This window comes from Streptomyces sp. NPDC026673 (genome assembly GCF_040638135.1).
GTDB lineage: Bacteria > Actinomycetota > Actinomycetes > Streptomycetales > Streptomycetaceae > Actinacidiphila.
This window is the reverse complement of record NZ_JBEZXR010000001.1, coordinates 13,918-29,454: the sequence shown is the minus strand read 5'-3', so window position 1 is coordinate 29,454 and position 15,537 is coordinate 13,918. Positions and strand designations below refer to the sequence as shown.

The window sequence follows — 15,537 nt, the reverse complement described above, 5'->3', positions numbered from 1 at the left end:
CGTCCTAACAGCTCACCCGCAGCTCGCGCAGGCCGCGGATGACGTAGCCCTCGTGCCATGCGGGCTCCGCCGAGAGCTCCAGCCGCGGAGCGCGGCGCAGCAGGGCCGAGAAGGAGGCGGCGAGTTCGATGCGGGCCAGGGGCGCGCCGAGGCAGTAGTGGATGCCCGCGCCGAAGGTGATGTGCGGGTTGTCGGCGCGGGAGAGGTCCAGCCGGTCGGGATCCTCGAAACGCTCCGGGTCGCGGTTGGCGGAGCCGAACAGCAGCGCCACCTCGCTGCCCCGCGGGATGACCGTGCCGCCCACCTCGATGTCGTCCAGCACCCACCGCTCGAACATCTGCAGCGGGGTGTCGAAGCGCAGCAGCTCCTCGATGGCGGTCGGCAGCAGTTCCTCCGGTGCCGCGCGCAGCGCCGCCAGCTGCTCCGGGTGCCGGAAGAGCGTCCACCAGCTGTTGCCCGTGGTGTTGACGGTCGCCTCGTGCCCGGCGTTCAGCAGCAGCACGCAGGTGGAGATCATCTCCTGCTCGCTGAGCCGGTCGCCCTCGTCGTGCGCGGCGATCAGCGCGCTGATCAGGTCCTCACCGGGCGCCTTGCGGCGCTCGGCGATCAGTTCGCGCAGGTACTCGGAGAACTCGACGCTCGCCCGGACCGCGCGGCGGGCCGCGTCCTCGCTCGGGTTGAGCTCGAACATCCCGACGATGTCGGCCGACCAGGGCCGCAGCAGATGGCGGTCGGCGACCGGTATCCCCAGCATCTCGGCGATGACGGCGACCGGCAGCGGCTCGGCGACCATGGCGATGAGATCGCCGCCGCCCTCCGCGACCAGCCGCTCGACGAGTTCGCCCGCGAGCCGCTGCACTGTCGGCGTGAGCCGCTCGACCGTGCGCGGGGTGAACGCCTTGGAGACCAGCCGCCGGATGCGGGTGTGGTCGGGCGCCTCGAGGTCGAGCAGACCGTTGCCGTTGAGCGTGGTGAAGGGCTCGTGCTCCGGCGGCGGCGCGGTGCGCCCGAACTCCTCGTGGGTGAAGCGGTGCAGATACGTCCGCCCGAGCCGCCGGTCCCGCAGCAGCGCGCTCACATCCGCGAAGTGCGGGATCAGCCACTGACCGCTCGGCTCGAACCAGTGCGCGCGGCCCTCCGCCCGCAGCCGGGCGTACGCCGGGTAGGGGTCGGCGACGAACTGCGGCGACCAGGGATCGAAGGCGGTGGCAGTGCTGCTCATGTGCGGAGACTACCCTCCGCCTGGGCCGCGCCCGGTCGGCCGTCCGCTCGCCGGCGGGCCGCCCATCAGCCGCCCGTCAGCCGCGCGTCAGCCGCCGGGGGTGACCAGACGCGCCTCGTAGGCGAAGACCGCCGCCTGTGTCCGGTCGCGCAGCCCCAGCTTCACCAGGATCCGGCTGACATGCGTCTTGACCGTCGACTCGGCGACCACCAGATGGTCGGCGATCTCCGCGTTGGACAGCCCCTGGGCGACCAGCACGAGCACCTCCGTCTCGCGCTCGGTCAGCTCCCCGACCCGGTCCTGGGTCGGCGGCCGGGGCGTGCCCAGCCGGTTGAACTCGGTGATGAGCCGCTTGGTGACGGCCGGGGCGAGCAGCGCGTCACCGGCCGCCACGATCCGCACGCCGTCCGCGAGCTGGCGCGCCGAGGCGTCCTTGAGCAGGAAACCCGACGCTCCCGCGCGCAGCGCCTGGTAGACGTACTCGTCCAGATCGAAGGTGGTCAGCACCAGCACCTTCGCGGCGGCGTCCGCGGCGACGATCTCCCGGGTCGCCTCCAGGCCGTTGAGCTCGGGCATGCGGATGTCCATCAGCACGACGTCCGGCCGCAGTGCCGCGACCTGCTCGATCGCCTGCCGCCCGTCGACGGCCTCGCCGACGACCTCGATGTCCGGTTGGGCGTTCAGCAGCACCGAGAAGCCCTCGCGGACCATCATCTGGTCGTCCGCGATCAGCACCCGGATGGTGTTCCCGCTCATGCGCGCTCCCCGGCGACCGGGATGAAGACCGCGACCTCGTAGCCGCCGTCCTCGGTGGGCCCGTCCGTCATCTCGCCGCTGAGCATCGCCACCCGCTCCCGCATGCCGGCGATGCCGTGCCCGGCGCCCGGCGAGGGCTTGACCAGTCCGCGCGGCGGGCCGTTGACGACCCGCAGCCCCAGACCGCCCAGCACGTACGAGACCTCCACCTTGGCGCTCGCGCCCGGCGCGTGCCGCAGTGTGTTGCTCAGTGCCTCCTGGATGATCCGGTACGCCGACAGCTCGACGCCCTGGGGAAGTTCGCGCGCCGCTCCGGTCACCGTCCGCTCCACCTCCAGCCCCGCGTCGCGCACATTGGCGACGAGCCGGTCGAGGTCGGCGAGGGTCGGCTGCGGCGCGTCGGGGGCCTGGTAGTCCTCGGCGCGTACGACCCCGAGGACCCGGCGCAGCTCGGTGAGGGCGACGACGGCGTTCTCGCGGATGATCGAGAAGCTCCTGGTCAGCTCCTCGGGCGGGTTCTCCACCCGGTACGGCGCGGCCTCCGCCTGGATCGCGATCACGGACATGTGGTGGGCGACGACGTCGTGCAGCTCGCGGGCGATCGTCGTGCGCTCCTCCAGCAGGGTGCGCCGGGTCCGCTCGACCTCGGTCACGGCGACCTGGGCGGCCACCTCCCGGCGGGACTGCCGCAGCCCGCGCACCGTCGAGACGACGAAGAGGACGAGGCCGGACAGGAAGATCATGATGAACGGGTCGGCCCCGTACGAGTGGGAGAGCGGCTGGAAGGACAGCGCCAGCACGGCGGTGAGCAGCCACATCTCGGCGGCCACCCGCGTCCGGGTGCGCGCGGCCACCACGGACATCACCGCCAGGTGCGAGACGAAGCCCGCGTCGGTCCACGGCCAGGTGGAGGACCACGACTCGAAGAAGATCACCCCGGTGAGCACCGCGGCTCCCACGGACAGCCACCAGGCGCCGATGGGCCGGAACATCGTGGTGAGCAGCGGCACCCCGGCCAGCACGGCCATCACCGCGCCGCCCGGACCCCCGTAGCTCTCGGCCGAGACGAACATCAGGAAGAGCGCGAACCCGGTCAGCACCGCGTGCGGCAGCCAGCGCGCGTACCCCCGGAACCTGCGCGGCACCAGGCCGAGCAGCGGGTGCCCTTCGCGGAGCGGTTCCATCGGACGGAAGGCGAAGGCGTCGGTGATCAGGTCGTGCCGCAGCCCGCTGAGGGCACCGCGGGCCATGCGGAGTTCGGTCCGCAGCGAGGTCTGGCTTGTCTCGGTCACGCTCTCACCGTAGGTACTCGGCACGTCGGCGTCGTCACCGGCGAAGACGATGTATCGGCGTCATCCTCAAGTAGGACCCGCCGCAGGAGAACGCCTCACCAGGCGAGCTGGGCGATCTCCTCGGCGACCACGGCCGCCGCGTCGGCCGCCGGGTCGATCACCGGGAAGTGGCCCACGCCCTCCAGCAGGGTCAGCTGGATCTCCTCCCCCGCCTTCGCCGAGGCGGCCGCGAAGGCCTCCGCGACCTGCGGCGGGACGACGTCGTCCGCGTCGCCGTGCACCACGGTCACGGCGATGCCGGTGGGCAGCAGCGCGGCCGGATCGGTCTCCGCACCGCGCGCGGCGAGCTGCTCCGGCCCGCCGAGGAGCTGGGCGACGGCACCGGAGCACACGTCCAGTTCGACCGCGGCCCCGAAGTCCGCGATCGGCGCGAGCGCGACCACACCGCGCAGCGCCGGGGCGGCGGGACGGTGCCAGCGCGACCCGGGCGGCAGCACGTGCCGGGCGGCCGCCCACAGCGCGAGGTGACCGCCGGCCGAGTGCCCGGTGAGGACGGTCCGCCGGACGTCCACGGCCTCCGCCCCGAGTGCGGCCACGGCCAGCGCCTGCACGGCGTCGGTGGCCGCCGCCACGTCGTCGAAGGTGTCCGGCCAGCGGCCCGCGACCGTACCGCCGTTGCCGCGGCGGTACTCCACCGAGGCCACCGCGAAGCCGTGGCCGGCGAGGAAGCCCGCGAGCGGCGAGACATGCGTGCGGTCGTACGGCGCCCGCCAGGCCCCGCCATGGAAGAGCACGACCAGCGGCCCCGGCCGCGCGCCGCCCGCCTCGCCCCGCGGGCGGTAAAAGTCCACGATCTGGTCGGGGTGTTCCCCGTAGGCGGCGGTGGCGTCCGGCGGGACGGGGGCGTGCGAGAACGCGGACGCCTCCTCGGCCGCGGCCCGCCCCGCGGGATCCCGCGGGGCGGGGTCCGGCCCCACCGCGTCGGCGCGGCCGTCGGCGCCTGCCGGAATGGTGTCGCTCGGCGAGGTGGGGTCGGACATGGGTTACCGCGTCCCTTCCAGGACCTGGGCCAGCACCCGCGCCGCCCGCTCGGCGTCCGCGAAGCGCGTGTACAGCGGGGTGAATCCGAAGCGGAGGATATCCGGCTCCCGGAAGTCGCCGACGACACCCCTGGCGATGAGCTCCCGCATCACCGCGCCCGCGTCGGAGCAGCGCAGCGCGACCTGGCTGCCCCGCTCCGCGTGGGCGGCCGGGGTGACCGACCGGACGAGGCCGTCCGGCACATAGGCCGCGACGCACTCCAGGAAGAAGTCGGTGAGGGCGAGGCTCTTGGCCCGAACGGCGTCCAGGGACACGCCGTCCCAGACGTCGAGGGCCGCGTCCAGCGCCAGCAGCGACAGGATCTCCGGGGTGCCGACCCGGCCGCGGACGCTGCCGTCGGCGGGCCGGTAGGCGGCCTCCATCGCGAACGGGTCGCGGTGGGAGTTCCAGCCGGGCAGCGGGGAGTCGAAGAGCGGCTGCAGGTCACGGCGGACGTACAGGTACGCGGGCGCGCCGGGGCCGCCGTTGAGGTACTTGTACGTGCAGCCGATCGCCAGGTCCACGCCGTGCTCGTCCAGGCCCACCGGCACCGCCCCCGCGGTGTGGCAGAGGTCCCAGACCACCAGGGCGCCGGCCGCGTGCACGGCGGCGGTGGTGCCCGGCAGGTCGTGCAGCCGGCCCGTGCGGTAGTCCACGTGGTTGACCAGCGCGACGGCGGTGCGCGGACCCGCCGCGGCGGCGATGTCCGCGGCGTCGACCGCGCGGATCGTGCACCCGGTCATCCGGGCCGCGGACTCCGCGATGTAGCCGTCGGTGGGGAAGGTCGTGGCGTCGACCAGCACCTCGTCGCGGGCGGGATCGGCCTGCCGGGCGATCCGCACCGCGCCGACGACGGCCTTGAAGACGTTGACGCTCGTGGAGTCGCCGGCCACGACCTGGCCGGGGGCCGCGCCTATGAGCGCGCCGATGCGGTCGCCGATCCGCTCCGGCGCCGTCCACCAGCCGCTCTCGCTCCAGGAGCGGATGCGCAGGGCCCCCCACTCCCGCTCGATGACGTCGGCCATGCGGGCCGGCACGCCGGCGGGCAGCGCGCCCAGTGAGTTGCCGTCGAGGTAGACGACCTCGTCCAGCGTGAAGCGGTCGCGGAGCTTGGCCAGCTCGTCGGCGGTGTCGAGGCGGGCCGCCCGCGCCTCCGGGGTCTCGGTGGGATTCATCGCGTCAGACATGGCTGCGGGCCGTCCAGAGCTCGGGGAACACGTTCTTGCTCGCGCGCTTCTCCAGCCAGGACACCCCTGCGGAGCCTCCGGTGCCGGTCTTGGCGCCCATCGCGCGGCGGGTCGCCACCAGGTGGTCGTTGCGCCAGCGCCACACCAGCTCGGCCACCTCGGTCAGCGCCTCGCCCAGCCGGACGAGTTCGGTCTCCTGGTCACCGGAGTAGATCGACTGCCAGGCCCGCTCGACCGCGGGGTCGGCCTCGTAGCGCTGCGACAGGTCGTCGCGCTGCGGGATGTCGTGGCCGTGGCGGGCGAGGAAGCGCAGCACCTCGTCGTAGAGGCTCGGCTGGTGCAGCGCCTTCTCCAGCTCGTCGTGCACGCGCGGCGAGCCGCGGTGCGGGACCAGCATGGACGCCGACTTCTCGCCGAGCAGGAACTCCATGCGCCGGTACATCGCCGACTGGAAGCCGGAGCCCTCGCCCAGGGCCGCGCGGTAGGCGTTGAACTGCCCCGGGGTGAGGTGCGCGATCGGCTCCCAGGACGCGTTGAGCGACTGGAGCTCATAGGTGCTCCGCTTGAGCGCGGCCAGCGCCGTCGGCAGGTCGTCGGCGGCGAGCGCCCGGGAGGCGGTCTCCCATTCGTGCACGATGACGGTGAACCACAGCTCCATGACCTGGGTGGTCACGAGGAAGACCATCTCGCCGGGGTCGTCGGAACGGGGGTGCTGCAGATGGGTGAGGACGTCCGCCTGGACGTAGTCCTCGTAGGGCGTGGTCCCTTCGAAGTCCAGGTTCGGGGCCTCGGCGCCGGCCTGGGAAACGTCGGGGAGGTGGGACATCGGTGTCTCCGTGGATACGAGCTACCGGGTAGCGGTCTGCCCCGCGCGCTTCGGCGCCGGGGCCCCGGTCCCCTCGGGCCCGCGCTCGATCGGCGCCGGGCCCACCGCGCATCATGCGTGGTCAGGACACGGTACGGCAAGACCTGTCCGGCGGATGCGCCGGACAGGTCGGGGGTGAAAGCCGTGGTCAGCGGCGGACGGTGACTCAGCCGAGGGTCTCGGCGGCGGTCTCGGAGGAGTCCCGCAGGAAGGCGCTGCAGCGCTCGTACTCCTCCTGCTCGCCGATCGCCTGGGCGGCACGCGCGAGGGCGTGCAGCGCCCGCAGGAAGCCGCGGTTGGGCTCGTGCTCCCAGGGCACCGGACCGTGCCCCTTCCAGCCGTTGCGGCGCAGCGCGTCCAGGCCGCGGTGGTAGCCGGTGCGGGCGTAGGCGTACGACTCGACGACCCGGCCGGCCTCGAACGCGTCGTCCGCGAGCTGGGCCCAGGCCAGTGAGGACGAGGGGTACTTGGCGGCGACCTCGGAGGGGGCCGCGCCCGAGGCGAGCAGCTCGCGCGGCTCGGGCTCGTCGGGCAGGTTCGTCGGGGGCGGTCCCCCGAGCAGGTTCTCGTGAATGGCCATGGGTTCCAGTATGGCCGGGGCCCGGCCCTCCACGTGGAAGGGCCGGGCCCGGTGCGCGGCGCGATGCCGTGCGCGGCGCGACGCGCGGTGGTTACGCGAGCTTGGTGCCCGCGGAACGCAGGTCCTGGCAGGCCTCGAGGACGCGGGCGGCCATGCCGCCCTCGGCCAGCTTGCCCCAGCTGCGCGGGTCGTAGGTCTTCTTGTCGCCGACCTCGCCGTCGATCTTCAGCACGCCGTCGTAGTTGCGGAGGATGTGGTCCGCGACCGGACGGGTGAACGCGTACTGCGTGTCGGTGTCGATGTTCATCTTGACGACGCCGTTCTGCAGCGCGGTGGCGATCTCCTCCTTGGTGGAGCCGGAGCCGCCGTGGAAGACGAAGTTGAACGGGTCCTGCTTGCCGAACTTGGCGGCGACGCCCTCCGCGAGCTCCTTCAGCAGCTCGGGGCGGAGCACGACGTTGCCGGGCTTGTAGACGCCGTGGACGTTGCCGAAGGAGGCGGCGAGCAGGTAACGGCCCTTCTCGCCCAGGCCCAGCGCCTCGGCCGTGCGGATGGCGTCCTCGACCGTGGTGTAGAGCTTGTCGTTGATCTCGTGGGTGACGCCGTCCTCCTCGCCACCGGTGGGGGTGATCTCCACCTCGAGGATGATCTTCGCCTTGGCGGCCTCGGCCAGCAGCTCCTGGGCGATGGCGAGATTGTCGTCGAGGGTCTCGGCGGAACCGTCCCACATGTGCGACTGGAAGAGCGGGTTGCGGCCGGCCGCCACGCGCTCCTGGGAGACCGCCAGCAGCGGGCGCACATACCCGTCCAGCTTGTCCTTGGGGCAGTGGTCGGTGTGCAGCGCGATGTTGACCGGGTACTTCTCGGCGACGATGTGCGCGAACTCCGCGAGCGCGACCGATCCGGTGACCATGTCCTTCTTGTACTGGCCGCCGAGGAACTCGGCGCCGCCCGTCGAGATCTGGACGATGCCGTCGCTCTCAGCCTCCGCGAAACCGCGCAGCGCGGCGTGCAGGGTCTGGGTCGAGGTCACGTTGATGGCCGGGTAGGCGAACTTGCCGGCCTTCGCCCGGTCGAGCATCTCGTTGTAGATCTCGGGGGTTGCGATGGGCATCTGTCCGCTCCTTGTGATGTGCGGGTGTTCGGTGAGTGACCCTGACCTGGGATCGACGTCATCGTCGCCCCCATCTTGGCAGACGCGCGCGAGAGCTCCACACACTGCGCACCACGGACATACCTCAGGGGTGGAGGGTTTCACGTGAAACCCTCCACCCCTGAGGGAAAGCGCAGGTCAGACGGGCAATCAGGCCAGGTCGAGATCATCCAGGCCAAAGGCGCGGTAGTACGGAAGACCCGCTTCCGCGATGGCCGGAGCGGCACCGCGCTCGACGATCACGGCGACGGCCACGACCTCGGCGCCGGCCTCGCGCGCGGCCTCCACGGCGGTCAGCGGCGAACCGCCGGTGGTCGAGGTGTCCTCGACCACCAGCACCCGGCGGCCCTTGATGTCCGGCCCCTCGATGCGGCGCTGCATGCCGTGCGCCTTCTGCGCCTTGCGCACGACGAAGGCGTCCAGCTTGCGGCCGCGGGCCGCGGCGGCGTGCAGCATGGAGGTGGCGACCGGGTCGGCGCCGAGGGTGAGCCCGCCGACGGCGTCGAAGTCCAGGTCGGCGGTGGTGTCGAGCATGACCTGACCGACCAGCGGGGCGGCCTCGGCGTCCAGCGTGATCCGGCGCAGGTCGATGTAGTAGTCGGCCTCGAGACCCGAGGAGAGGGTCACCTTGCCGTGCACCACGGCCTTGTCCTTGATCTGCTGCAGGAGGGCATCACGCGCGTCGCTCATGGCCACGAGCCTAGCCCAGCCGCTCCCAGGCCCAGGTCGCGCGCATCTCCAGCGGGTCGATCGGGGTGACCAGCCGCGGCGCGGTGTTCAACCCGTTCGGGGGACCCGACTGCGGCTCCACGCAGATCGCCGGCGGCTGCTCGTCGTAGACCACCACCCAGGCGTCGGGGCTGGTGACCCGCAACCGGAGTTCGCCGGGCCAGGTCAGCGTGACGTCCACACCGTCCGGCATGCCGAAGCAGTCGTCCCACGGGCGGGGCCCCGGGTCCACCCGGCGGCCGGTGGGGAGATGGTCCTCGCCGCGCTCCTCCATCCAGCCCGGCGTGAAGTCGATCAGGGCGTCCTGCCCGCCCCGGCCGAGGTTGCGCAGGAACCAGGGGTGCCAGCCGGCCTGGGCCGGGAAGGAGTCGCCGGTGGTCTCCACGCTCATCGTGAGGTCGAGGCGGTCCTCGGAGAGCTCGAAGCGCTGACTGACCCGGCCCTTGTACGGCCAGGGCTCGGCCAGGTCGTAGAAGAAGCAGGCGCTGGTGCCGGTGGTCCCCGGGGCGGCCTGCCAGGCGACATGCCGGCCGGTGCCGTGGATGGCGTGCGGCCCCGCGTCGCGCGGCATCTGGTGCAGTTCGCCGCCGTTGCGGAACTGCCCGTCCCGGGTGCGGCCGCACCACGGCACCATCGGGAAGGACCCGAAGTTCGGCCCCTGCCGCAGCAGCTCGACGCCGCCGACGGTCAGCGAGCCGACCCGGCAGCCGAGATCCGGAAGGATCGTCAGCCGCGCCGGTCCGGCTTCGAGTTGGACTGCGTGCTCGTCGTCTCGCCCGTCAGGGGTCTTGTCCGTGGCCACGGCACAGACCCTACGGGAACGAGCGCCTGCGCCGCCGCAGCACTCGCCCCGCGACCACGGCCGACAGCAGCAGCGCCGCCGCGGCGGGCGCGTACCGGCGCAGCGAGGCGGTCGCGGCACCGCTCTGCGGCGCGGGCACCGGGGCGTACCGGCCGCGCGGCGGGGCGTGGTCGACCTCCTCGGCACTGCGGCCGATCAGGGTGCGGCGGGCGTGCGCGGCCTCGGCGGGCAGGTCGATCCCGGCGGGGTTCTCGGGAACCTCCGGCACCGCGTCCGCCACGGGCAGCACCTCCGCGACGCCCTCATCGCCCTCATCGCCCTCAAGGTCCGGGAGTTCCCCCAGCTCCCGCAGTTCCTGGACGTCGTGTCCGGCGAACTCGTCGAGCTGCGCGGGCAGGTCGTCCGCGAGGTCCTCGACGGCCCCGGCGTCCCCCGCGGCGGGCTCGGGCGCCCCGGCCGGGGTCTCCTCCAGGTCGGAGGTGAGCGCGGCGACGAAACGGTCCAGCAGGCGGTGGCCCGTCGCGGTGACGACCTCCTCCTCGTACTCGGCGAGCCGGCCGTCGGCCAGTACGGTGCCGGTGAAGGTCAGCAGCGTGCCGCCCGAGACCGCGTCCACGCCGACCTCCAGCGCCAGCTTCACCGCGCCCGCGCCCCGCGCCTCCACCGCCTCGCCCTCGGCGGTCAGCCCCGCGCCGCGCGGGACCAGCCGCAGGGTGCCGCGATAGGTGATGGTCGAGCCGCCGATCCTGAGCCTGAGGCGGCCGGCGAGCCCCTCCTCGGCGCCGGCGTCCCGCTGGAGGCCGGGCACACAGCGGGCCACGCGCTCCAGGTCGGCGAGGGACCGGCGGATGGTCTCGGCCGGAAACGGAACGAACACCTCATGCGGCTCCATGCCGCGAGCCTAATCCGCCGGGCGGCGCTTCGGTGCGGATTCGGCGCCGGTTCGCCCTCACCCGGAGCGCGGATGCATCAGCGTCGACGGCGGCAGGCCCCGCATCGGAGCCCGCGCGGCCCGCCGGGCCGCCGAGGCGAGGGCGGCGGGCGTCAGCGACCGCAACCGCGGGGCGTCCGCGGGCAGGCGCAGTGCCGGGGCGCGGTGCCGGGCGGCGAGGACGAAGCCCCAGTCGCCTCCCCCGTGTCCGGGGCCGATCCAGTAGGCGGCGGTGCGCAGCCCGGCCGCCCGTATCGTCGCGTCGACCGTCCAGAAGCCGCGCCGCCCGGCGCTCGGCGCCCCCGCGTGCACGGCGAGCCGTCCGCCCGGGGCGAGCGCGCGCTCGGCCAGGCCGTAGAACTCCTGCGAGTAGAGCTTCGCGCTGCGTGAGATCCCCGGGTCGGGGAGGTCGGCGAGCACGACGTCGTACCCGCCGCGCGCGCCGGACGGCCGTGCCCACCGCAGCCAGTCGAAGGTGTCCGCGGCGACCGCCCGGACCCGCGGATCGCGGTAGGCGTGCCGGTTGAGCCCGGCCAGCGCGCGGTCGTCCCGCGCCAGGGCCACCAGCTCGGCGTCGGGGTCGACCACGGTCACCGAGCCGACTCCCGGGTAGCCCAGCACCTCGCGCAACGCGAGCCCGTCGCCGCCGCCGAGGATCAGCACGCGGCGGTGCCGGCCGGCCATGGCGGGGTGCACCAGGGCCTCGTGGTAGCGGTACTCGTCCCGCGCGCGCACCCGCAACCGGCCGTCCAGGAACAGCTGGAGCGGCGCACCGGTGAGCACGACCTCCTGGACGGCGGTCTGCTCGGCCAGCCGTACGTCCCCGCCGTAGACCGCCTCCCGGGCGGCCCGCTCGAAGGGGCCGGCGGCCCAGGCCGCACCCGCGAGCACCGCGAGGACCACGACGTTGGCGGCGAGCAGCCGGCCGCGGGCCCGCGGCGTGAGGTCACTGCGGAAGAGCCACAGAACGAGGAAGCCGCCCGCGACCGCGTTGACCGCGCCCGTGACGAGCGCCCCGGTCAGCTGGCCGTAACAGGGCAGCAGGAGGAAGGGGAAGGCGAGCCCGCCGACCAGCGCGCCCACATAGTCCGCGGCGAAGAGGTCGGCGACGGCGCCGCCCGCGTCCTGCCGCCGGATCCGCTGGATCAGCGTCATCAGCAGCGGGATCTCGGCGCCGATGAGCACGCCGATGGCGAAGGCGAAGACCGCCATCGCGGGCCGCGACTGGCCCAGCCAGGCGAAACTCGCGTAGAGCGCCATCACCGAGAGCCCGCCGACCAGCGCCAGCACGATCTCCACCGCGGCGAAGCCGACGGCCGGCGCACAGCTCAGCCGTTTGGCGAGCAGCGATCCGGCGCCCATGGCGAAGACCATCACGGACAGCACGATCGACGCCTGGGTGACCGAGTCCCCGACCAGGTAGGAGGCGAGCGCGACCAGTTCGAGCTCGTACACCAGGCCGCACGCGGCGCAGACGAAGACCGCGGCCAGGACCAGCGCCCGGGCCGCGGCCACCGGGACGGGGAGCCGCAGCCGGCAGGCGCGCGGGGCGGCTCGGGCCGTACGGGAGGCGGACTGGTCGATCATGACTGCACGCTATGTCAGGTATATGGCGGTCCACGTCACCCGCAGGGGTGCAATCCGCGGCACTTGGCGGCGGGTTGACGCCCTGTCGGCCGGGCCCGTACCACCGCGCTCACGACTGTGCGCTGAGGGTCGAACGGGTCGCCACCAGCCGTCCTTCCTGGGGGTACGCGTGCCATGTGCGCCAGAGCACGCTGCCGCCGCGGTACTGCACGAGCATCGCGGTGAAGGCGTGCGGGTCACCCGGGAACGTCCCCGCCAGACCGTTCGGGTGATCGGCCACCAGGGCGAGCAGCTCCTGCGCGCGCCCGGCGAAGCAGCCCCGCGAGAGGGTCTCGATCCGCGCCGCGAACTCGTAGTCCCAGCCGGCGATCCGCCGGGCCACGCCGAACGGCAGCGGTGTGCTGCTGCCCGGCATACAGGCGACGGTCTCCGAGCAGCGGCCGCGTGGCGAGTCCAGGACGACCTGGTGGGAGGCGCCGAGCAGCCGCAGCTGGACCTGCACGGAAGGCGTGGCGAAGGCGGCGGTGCCGTCGCCGGGACCGGGGCCGTCGCCGGGGCCGGGGCCGTCGCCGGGGCCGGGGAGTTCGCGGTCGAGCACGGCGAGCGCCGGGAGTTCGTCCTTCCCCAGACACCAGGCCAGGTCCCCGGCGCGTGTGTCGGTGTAGGCGGTCTGAAGCGTGGTGAGCATGAAGTCGGCTCCGCAGGCACATAGCGAGCAAGCGAGGGAAGGTCACGGGTATGGGGAGAGGACGCGCCGACCCGCGCCTGTGGGGAGAACGTCCGTCGGCTCGTGCCCACGAGGGGTCGGTGAATACGCAATCATGAATGGCGCGTCGCCTTCAGCGTTTTTACCCATCTCCACCCGCTTTACATCCCCAAGGACTCGGACGGGTTCAGGTGTTCACCACGAATGCGCCCGACGGGTGAGTAACCCGTCGGGCGCATATGCGATTCGGCACGGGCAATACGCAATTTCGTATCGTCAGCTTCCGCCGCCGCATCCGCCACCACCACCGCCGCCGCCGCACGAGCTGCCCCCGCCGCAGGAGCTCCCGCCGCCGCACGAGCTGCTCCCACCGCAGGAGTGGTGGCCGCCCCCGTGACCGGCGCCTCCGCCGCTGGGAGAACCGGCGTCCCCCGCCCACCAGCTCATCACGCCGCCCTCGGCCACCGCGGAGCTGCCCGAGCGCCGCCGCCAGTGGCGCCGGGTGGCGTTCCGGACCGCCATGACGAGCACGACTATCGCGCTGAAGACCAGCAGAATGACGAAGACCGTCATCGTTCCCACCCCCGCTTTCCGTGCTTTCCGTTGTGCGACGGTGATGCCCCCGTCCTCTCCGGCCGAAAGCAAAGTTGAGGAAGTCCAGAGGTTCGGCGGAGGATGGCGGGCATGACCTCCTCGCGACCCCCGCTCAACCGCGCACTCGCCGAGTTCGGGACCACGATCTTCGCCGAGATGTCCGCCCTCGCCACCCGTACCGGCGCGATCAACCTCGGTCAGGGCTTCCCGGACACCGACGGCCCCGAGGAGGTCCGCGAGGCTGCCGTCAGGGCGCTGCGCGACGGCCGGGGCAACCAGTACCCGCCCGGTCCCGGGGTCCCCGAACTGCGCCGGGCCGTCGCGGAGCACCAGCTGCGCTTCCACGGGCTCGGGTACGACCCCGACACCGAGGTGCTGGTCACCGCGGGCGCCACCGAGGCCATCGCGGCGGCCATGCTCGGGCTGCTGGAGCCCGGCGACGAGGTGATCGCCTTCGAGCCCTTCTACGACTCGTACGCCGCCTGCATCGCCATGGCCGGCGCCCGCCGTGTGCCGCTCACCCTGCGCGCCCCCTCCTTCCGCCCCGATCTGGACGCGCTGCGCGAGGCGGTCACCCCGCGGACCCGGCTGCTGCTGCTCAACAGCCCTCACAACCCCACCGGCATGGTCCTCACCCGCGAGGAGCTGGCGGCCATCGCGGAGCTCGCCGTCGAGCGCGATCTGATCGTGGTCACGGACGAGGTCTACGAGCACCTGACGTACGGGACCGAGCACGTGCCGCTCGCGTCCTTCCCGGGCATGCGGGACCGCACGGTCACCATCTCGAGCGCCGGCAAGACCTTCTCCTTCACCGGCTGGAAGGTCGGCTGGGTCACCGCCGCCCCGACCCTGGTCAGCGCCGTACGCGCGGCCAAGCAGTATCTGACCTACGTCAGCGCCGGGCCGTTCCAGTACGCGGTGGCCGAGGCGCTGGCGCTGCCGGACGCGTACTTCCGGGACTTCCGCGAGGACCTGCGGCGCAAGCGCGACCTGCTCTCCGACGGCCTGGAGGAGGCCGGCTTCAGGGTCTTCCGCCCGGAGGGCACCTACTTCGTCACCACGGACATCCGGCCGCTCGACGAGAAGGACGGCCTCGCCTTCTGCCGGGCGCTTCCCGAGCGCTGCGGGGTCGTGGCCGTGCCGAACGTGATCTTCTACGACAACGCGGAGGAGGGCCGCAGCCTGGTGCGCTTCGCCTTCTGCAAGCGCGAGGACGTGCTGCGGGAGAGTGTGGAGCGGCTGCGCCGGCTGTGAGGCCGGCGCGCACGGGGCGCCGGGGCGCTTCCCCTCGCCCTGGGGGGAAGCCCTGGGGGGCAGCCCCGATGCGGCCCTGAGCGCGGACAGCACCCCCAAAAGACGGCAGCCCGGCCGCGCGCCCGCCTCGAAGGCGGTCGCGTCGCGGCCGGGCCACCGCCGCGCGGGTCGTGTACCTCCCCGCGGCGGACGCTCAGTCCTCGCCGTCGTCGTCCGTGGACTCCGCGTCCTTCTCCAGTCCCAGGGCCTCGAGGATCCACTTCTCGAACTCGATGGACGCCCGGACCCAGCTGACGGTGCTGGAGACGAAGTGCTCCAGACCGACGCCGAGGCCGATCAGCATCTGGGCCTCACCGATCAGGCGGACGGTGCCGTCGTCGTGGGTGTGGGTGTACACCTTCGGCCACAGGGTGCGGCGGTTCCAGTCGTCGAGCGCCTCGTGCAGCTGGGGCTTGTCCTCAATGCTGTACGGGCGGTCGTAGAAGGTGCGGACCGCGAAGATCTGCTGGTCCTCCTCCCCGCGGAACATGAAGTAGGTGCGGAACTCCTCCCACGGCGCGGCGAGGTCGCCCTCCTCGTCGACGACGTACTTGAGCTCCATCTGCTCCAGCAGCTGCTTGACCAGATCCTGGTCAGGAATGACCACGTTCCCGGCAGAGCCGGGCTGGGGGTCCGGCTGGCCCCCGAAATTCGGAATCGAGGACGGGTCGATGCTCACCTTGGAGTTCCCTTCGTACGGATAACCCCATCCTCCCTCACGGCGGGCCGCTCCGTGCAAGCGCGGCCCGCCGTGCCCCAT

The 15,537-nt window shown here is 72.9% G+C and carries 16 protein-coding genes; 1 reads left to right on the top strand and 15 read right to left on the bottom strand.

Annotated features, from left to right (window positions below):
• Positions 1 to 4: 4 nt before the first annotated feature.
• The 14 genes from AB0F62_RS00145 to AB0F62_RS00080 all read right to left on the bottom strand — a co-directional run bounded on the left by AB0F62_RS00145 (position 5) and on the right by AB0F62_RS00080 (position 13,463).
• The gene (locus AB0F62_RS00145; RefSeq protein ID WP_361790058.1) at positions 5 to 1,222 is read right to left on the bottom strand and encodes a cytochrome P450; all 1,218 of its coding nucleotides are present in this window, start codon (positions 1,220 to 1,222) and stop codon (positions 5 to 7) included.
• Positions 1,223 to 1,309: 87 nt separating this feature from the next.
• Positions 1,310 to 1,978 (bottom strand): response regulator transcription factor, encoded by a 669-nt coding sequence (locus AB0F62_RS00140; RefSeq protein WP_361790055.1) that lies wholly within the window; start codon positions 1,976 to 1,978, stop codon positions 1,310 to 1,312.
• On the bottom strand, positions 1,975 to 3,228 hold the full coding sequence (locus AB0F62_RS00135) for a histidine kinase (RefSeq protein WP_361790762.1): 1,254 nt from the start codon (positions 3,226 to 3,228) through the stop codon (positions 1,975 to 1,977). Before AB0F62_RS00135 ends, AB0F62_RS00140 begins: the two co-directional genes overlap by 4 nt.
• 137 nt (positions 3,229 to 3,365) lie before the next feature.
• Positions 3,366 to 4,310, bottom strand: coding sequence for an alpha/beta hydrolase (locus AB0F62_RS00130; protein ID WP_361790052.1), 945 nt, complete (start codon positions 4,308 to 4,310; stop codon positions 3,366 to 3,368).
• Positions 4,311 to 4,313: 3 nt separating this feature from the next.
• Positions 4,314 to 5,537 carry a kynureninase gene (gene kynU, locus AB0F62_RS00125; RefSeq protein WP_361790049.1) on the bottom strand — a complete coding sequence of 408 codons (1,224 nt, stop codon included), beginning with the start codon at positions 5,535 to 5,537 and terminating at the stop codon, positions 4,314 to 4,316.
• Positions 5,530 to 6,363: a tryptophan 2,3-dioxygenase family protein gene (locus tag AB0F62_RS00120; RefSeq protein ID WP_361790046.1), complete on the bottom strand. Its 834-nt coding sequence runs from the start codon at positions 6,361 to 6,363 to the stop codon at positions 5,530 to 5,532. Before AB0F62_RS00120 ends, kynU begins: the two co-directional genes overlap by 8 nt.
• A gap of 205 nt (positions 6,364 to 6,568) precedes the next feature.
• Positions 6,569 to 6,982 carry a DUF3151 domain-containing protein gene (locus AB0F62_RS00115; protein ID WP_361790043.1) on the bottom strand — a complete coding sequence of 138 codons (414 nt, stop codon included), beginning with the start codon at positions 6,980 to 6,982 and terminating at the stop codon, positions 6,569 to 6,571.
• Between the two features lie 91 nt (positions 6,983 to 7,073).
• Positions 7,074 to 8,096 (bottom strand): class II fructose-bisphosphate aldolase, encoded by a 1,023-nt coding sequence (gene fbaA / locus AB0F62_RS00110; RefSeq protein ID WP_361790040.1) that lies wholly within the window; start codon positions 8,094 to 8,096, stop codon positions 7,074 to 7,076.
• Between the two features lie 189 nt (positions 8,097 to 8,285).
• Positions 8,286 to 8,825 carry an orotate phosphoribosyltransferase gene (pyrE, locus tag AB0F62_RS00105; protein WP_361790037.1) on the bottom strand — a complete coding sequence of 180 codons (540 nt, stop codon included), beginning with the start codon at positions 8,823 to 8,825 and terminating at the stop codon, positions 8,286 to 8,288.
• A 10-nt stretch (positions 8,826 to 8,835) separates the two neighbouring features.
• Positions 8,836 to 9,666, bottom strand: coding sequence for an aldose 1-epimerase (locus tag AB0F62_RS00100; protein WP_361790034.1), 831 nt, complete (start codon positions 9,664 to 9,666; stop codon positions 8,836 to 8,838).
• A 10-nt stretch (positions 9,667 to 9,676) separates the two neighbouring features.
• On the bottom strand, positions 9,677 to 10,558 hold the full coding sequence (locus AB0F62_RS00095) for an SRPBCC domain-containing protein (protein ID WP_361790031.1): 882 nt from the start codon (positions 10,556 to 10,558) through the stop codon (positions 9,677 to 9,679).
• A gap of 57 nt (positions 10,559 to 10,615) precedes the next feature.
• On the bottom strand, positions 10,616 to 12,184 hold the full coding sequence (locus AB0F62_RS00090) for a polyamine aminopropyltransferase (protein WP_361790028.1): 1,569 nt from the start codon (positions 12,182 to 12,184) through the stop codon (positions 10,616 to 10,618).
• A 109-nt stretch (positions 12,185 to 12,293) separates the two neighbouring features.
• Positions 12,294 to 12,872 carry a DUF2617 family protein gene (locus AB0F62_RS00085; protein WP_361790025.1) on the bottom strand — a complete coding sequence of 193 codons (579 nt, stop codon included), beginning with the start codon at positions 12,870 to 12,872 and terminating at the stop codon, positions 12,294 to 12,296.
• A 294-nt stretch (positions 12,873 to 13,166) separates the two neighbouring features.
• Positions 13,167 to 13,463, bottom strand: a complete 297-nt coding sequence (locus AB0F62_RS00080; protein ID WP_361790022.1) for a hypothetical protein — start codon at positions 13,461 to 13,463, stop codon at positions 13,167 to 13,169.
• A 111-nt stretch (positions 13,464 to 13,574) separates the two neighbouring features.
• On the opposite strand from AB0F62_RS00080, the gene AB0F62_RS00075 reads away from it, so the two are divergent.
• Complete coding sequence (locus AB0F62_RS00075) at positions 13,575 to 14,738, top strand: pyridoxal phosphate-dependent aminotransferase (protein WP_361790019.1); 1,164 nt, start codon at positions 13,575 to 13,577, stop codon at positions 14,736 to 14,738.
• A gap of 193 nt (positions 14,739 to 14,931) precedes the next feature.
• Here the strand turns inward: AB0F62_RS00075 and AB0F62_RS00070 are convergent, their stop codons facing one another.
• A complete protein-coding gene (locus AB0F62_RS00070) occupies positions 14,932 to 15,456 on the bottom strand; it encodes a YbjN domain-containing protein (protein ID WP_026250857.1) in 525 nt (174 codons plus the stop codon).
• Positions 15,457 to 15,537: the final 81 nt, after the last annotated feature.

Excerpts from the sequence above, each read along its gene's own strand:
- AB0F62_RS00135 (WP_361790762.1), bottom strand. The coding sequence starts at position 3,228 with ATGGCCCGCGGTGCCCTCAGCGGGCTGCGGCACGACCTGATCACCGAC.
- AB0F62_RS00075 (WP_361790019.1), top strand. The coding sequence starts at position 13,575 with ATGACCTCCTCGCGACCCCCGCTCAACCGCGCACTCGCCGAGTTCGGG.
- AB0F62_RS00080 (WP_361790022.1), bottom strand. The coding sequence starts at position 13,463 with ATGACGGTCTTCGTCATTCTGCTGGTCTTCAGCGCGATAGTCGTGCTC.
- AB0F62_RS00115 (WP_361790043.1), bottom strand. The coding sequence starts at position 6,982 with ATGGCCATTCACGAGAACCTGCTCGGGGGACCGCCCCCGACGAACCTG.
- fbaA (WP_361790040.1), bottom strand. The coding sequence starts at position 8,096 with ATGCCCATCGCAACCCCCGAGATCTACAACGAGATGCTCGACCGGGCG.
- pyrE (WP_361790037.1), bottom strand. The coding sequence starts at position 8,825 with ATGAGCGACGCGCGTGATGCCCTCCTGCAGCAGATCAAGGACAAGGCC.
- AB0F62_RS00140 (WP_361790055.1), bottom strand. The coding sequence starts at position 1,978 with ATGAGCGGGAACACCATCCGGGTGCTGATCGCGGACGACCAGATGATG.
- AB0F62_RS00145 (WP_361790058.1), bottom strand. The coding sequence starts at position 1,222 with ATGAGCAGCACTGCCACCGCCTTCGATCCCTGGTCGCCGCAGTTCGTC.
- AB0F62_RS00120 (WP_361790046.1), bottom strand. The coding sequence starts at position 6,363 with ATGTCCCACCTCCCCGACGTTTCCCAGGCCGGCGCCGAGGCCCCGAAC.
- kynU (WP_361790049.1), bottom strand. The coding sequence starts at position 5,537 with ATGTCTGACGCGATGAATCCCACCGAGACCCCGGAGGCGCGGGCGGCC.
- AB0F62_RS00085 (WP_361790025.1), bottom strand. The coding sequence starts at position 12,872 with ATGCTCACCACGCTTCAGACCGCCTACACCGACACACGCGCCGGGGAC.
- AB0F62_RS00095 (WP_361790031.1), bottom strand. The coding sequence starts at position 10,558 with ATGGAGCCGCATGAGGTGTTCGTTCCGTTTCCGGCCGAGACCATCCGC.
- AB0F62_RS00130 (WP_361790052.1), bottom strand. The coding sequence starts at position 4,310 with ATGTCCGACCCCACCTCGCCGAGCGACACCATTCCGGCAGGCGCCGAC.
- AB0F62_RS00090 (WP_361790028.1), bottom strand. The coding sequence starts at position 12,184 with ATGATCGACCAGTCCGCCTCCCGTACGGCCCGAGCCGCCCCGCGCGCC.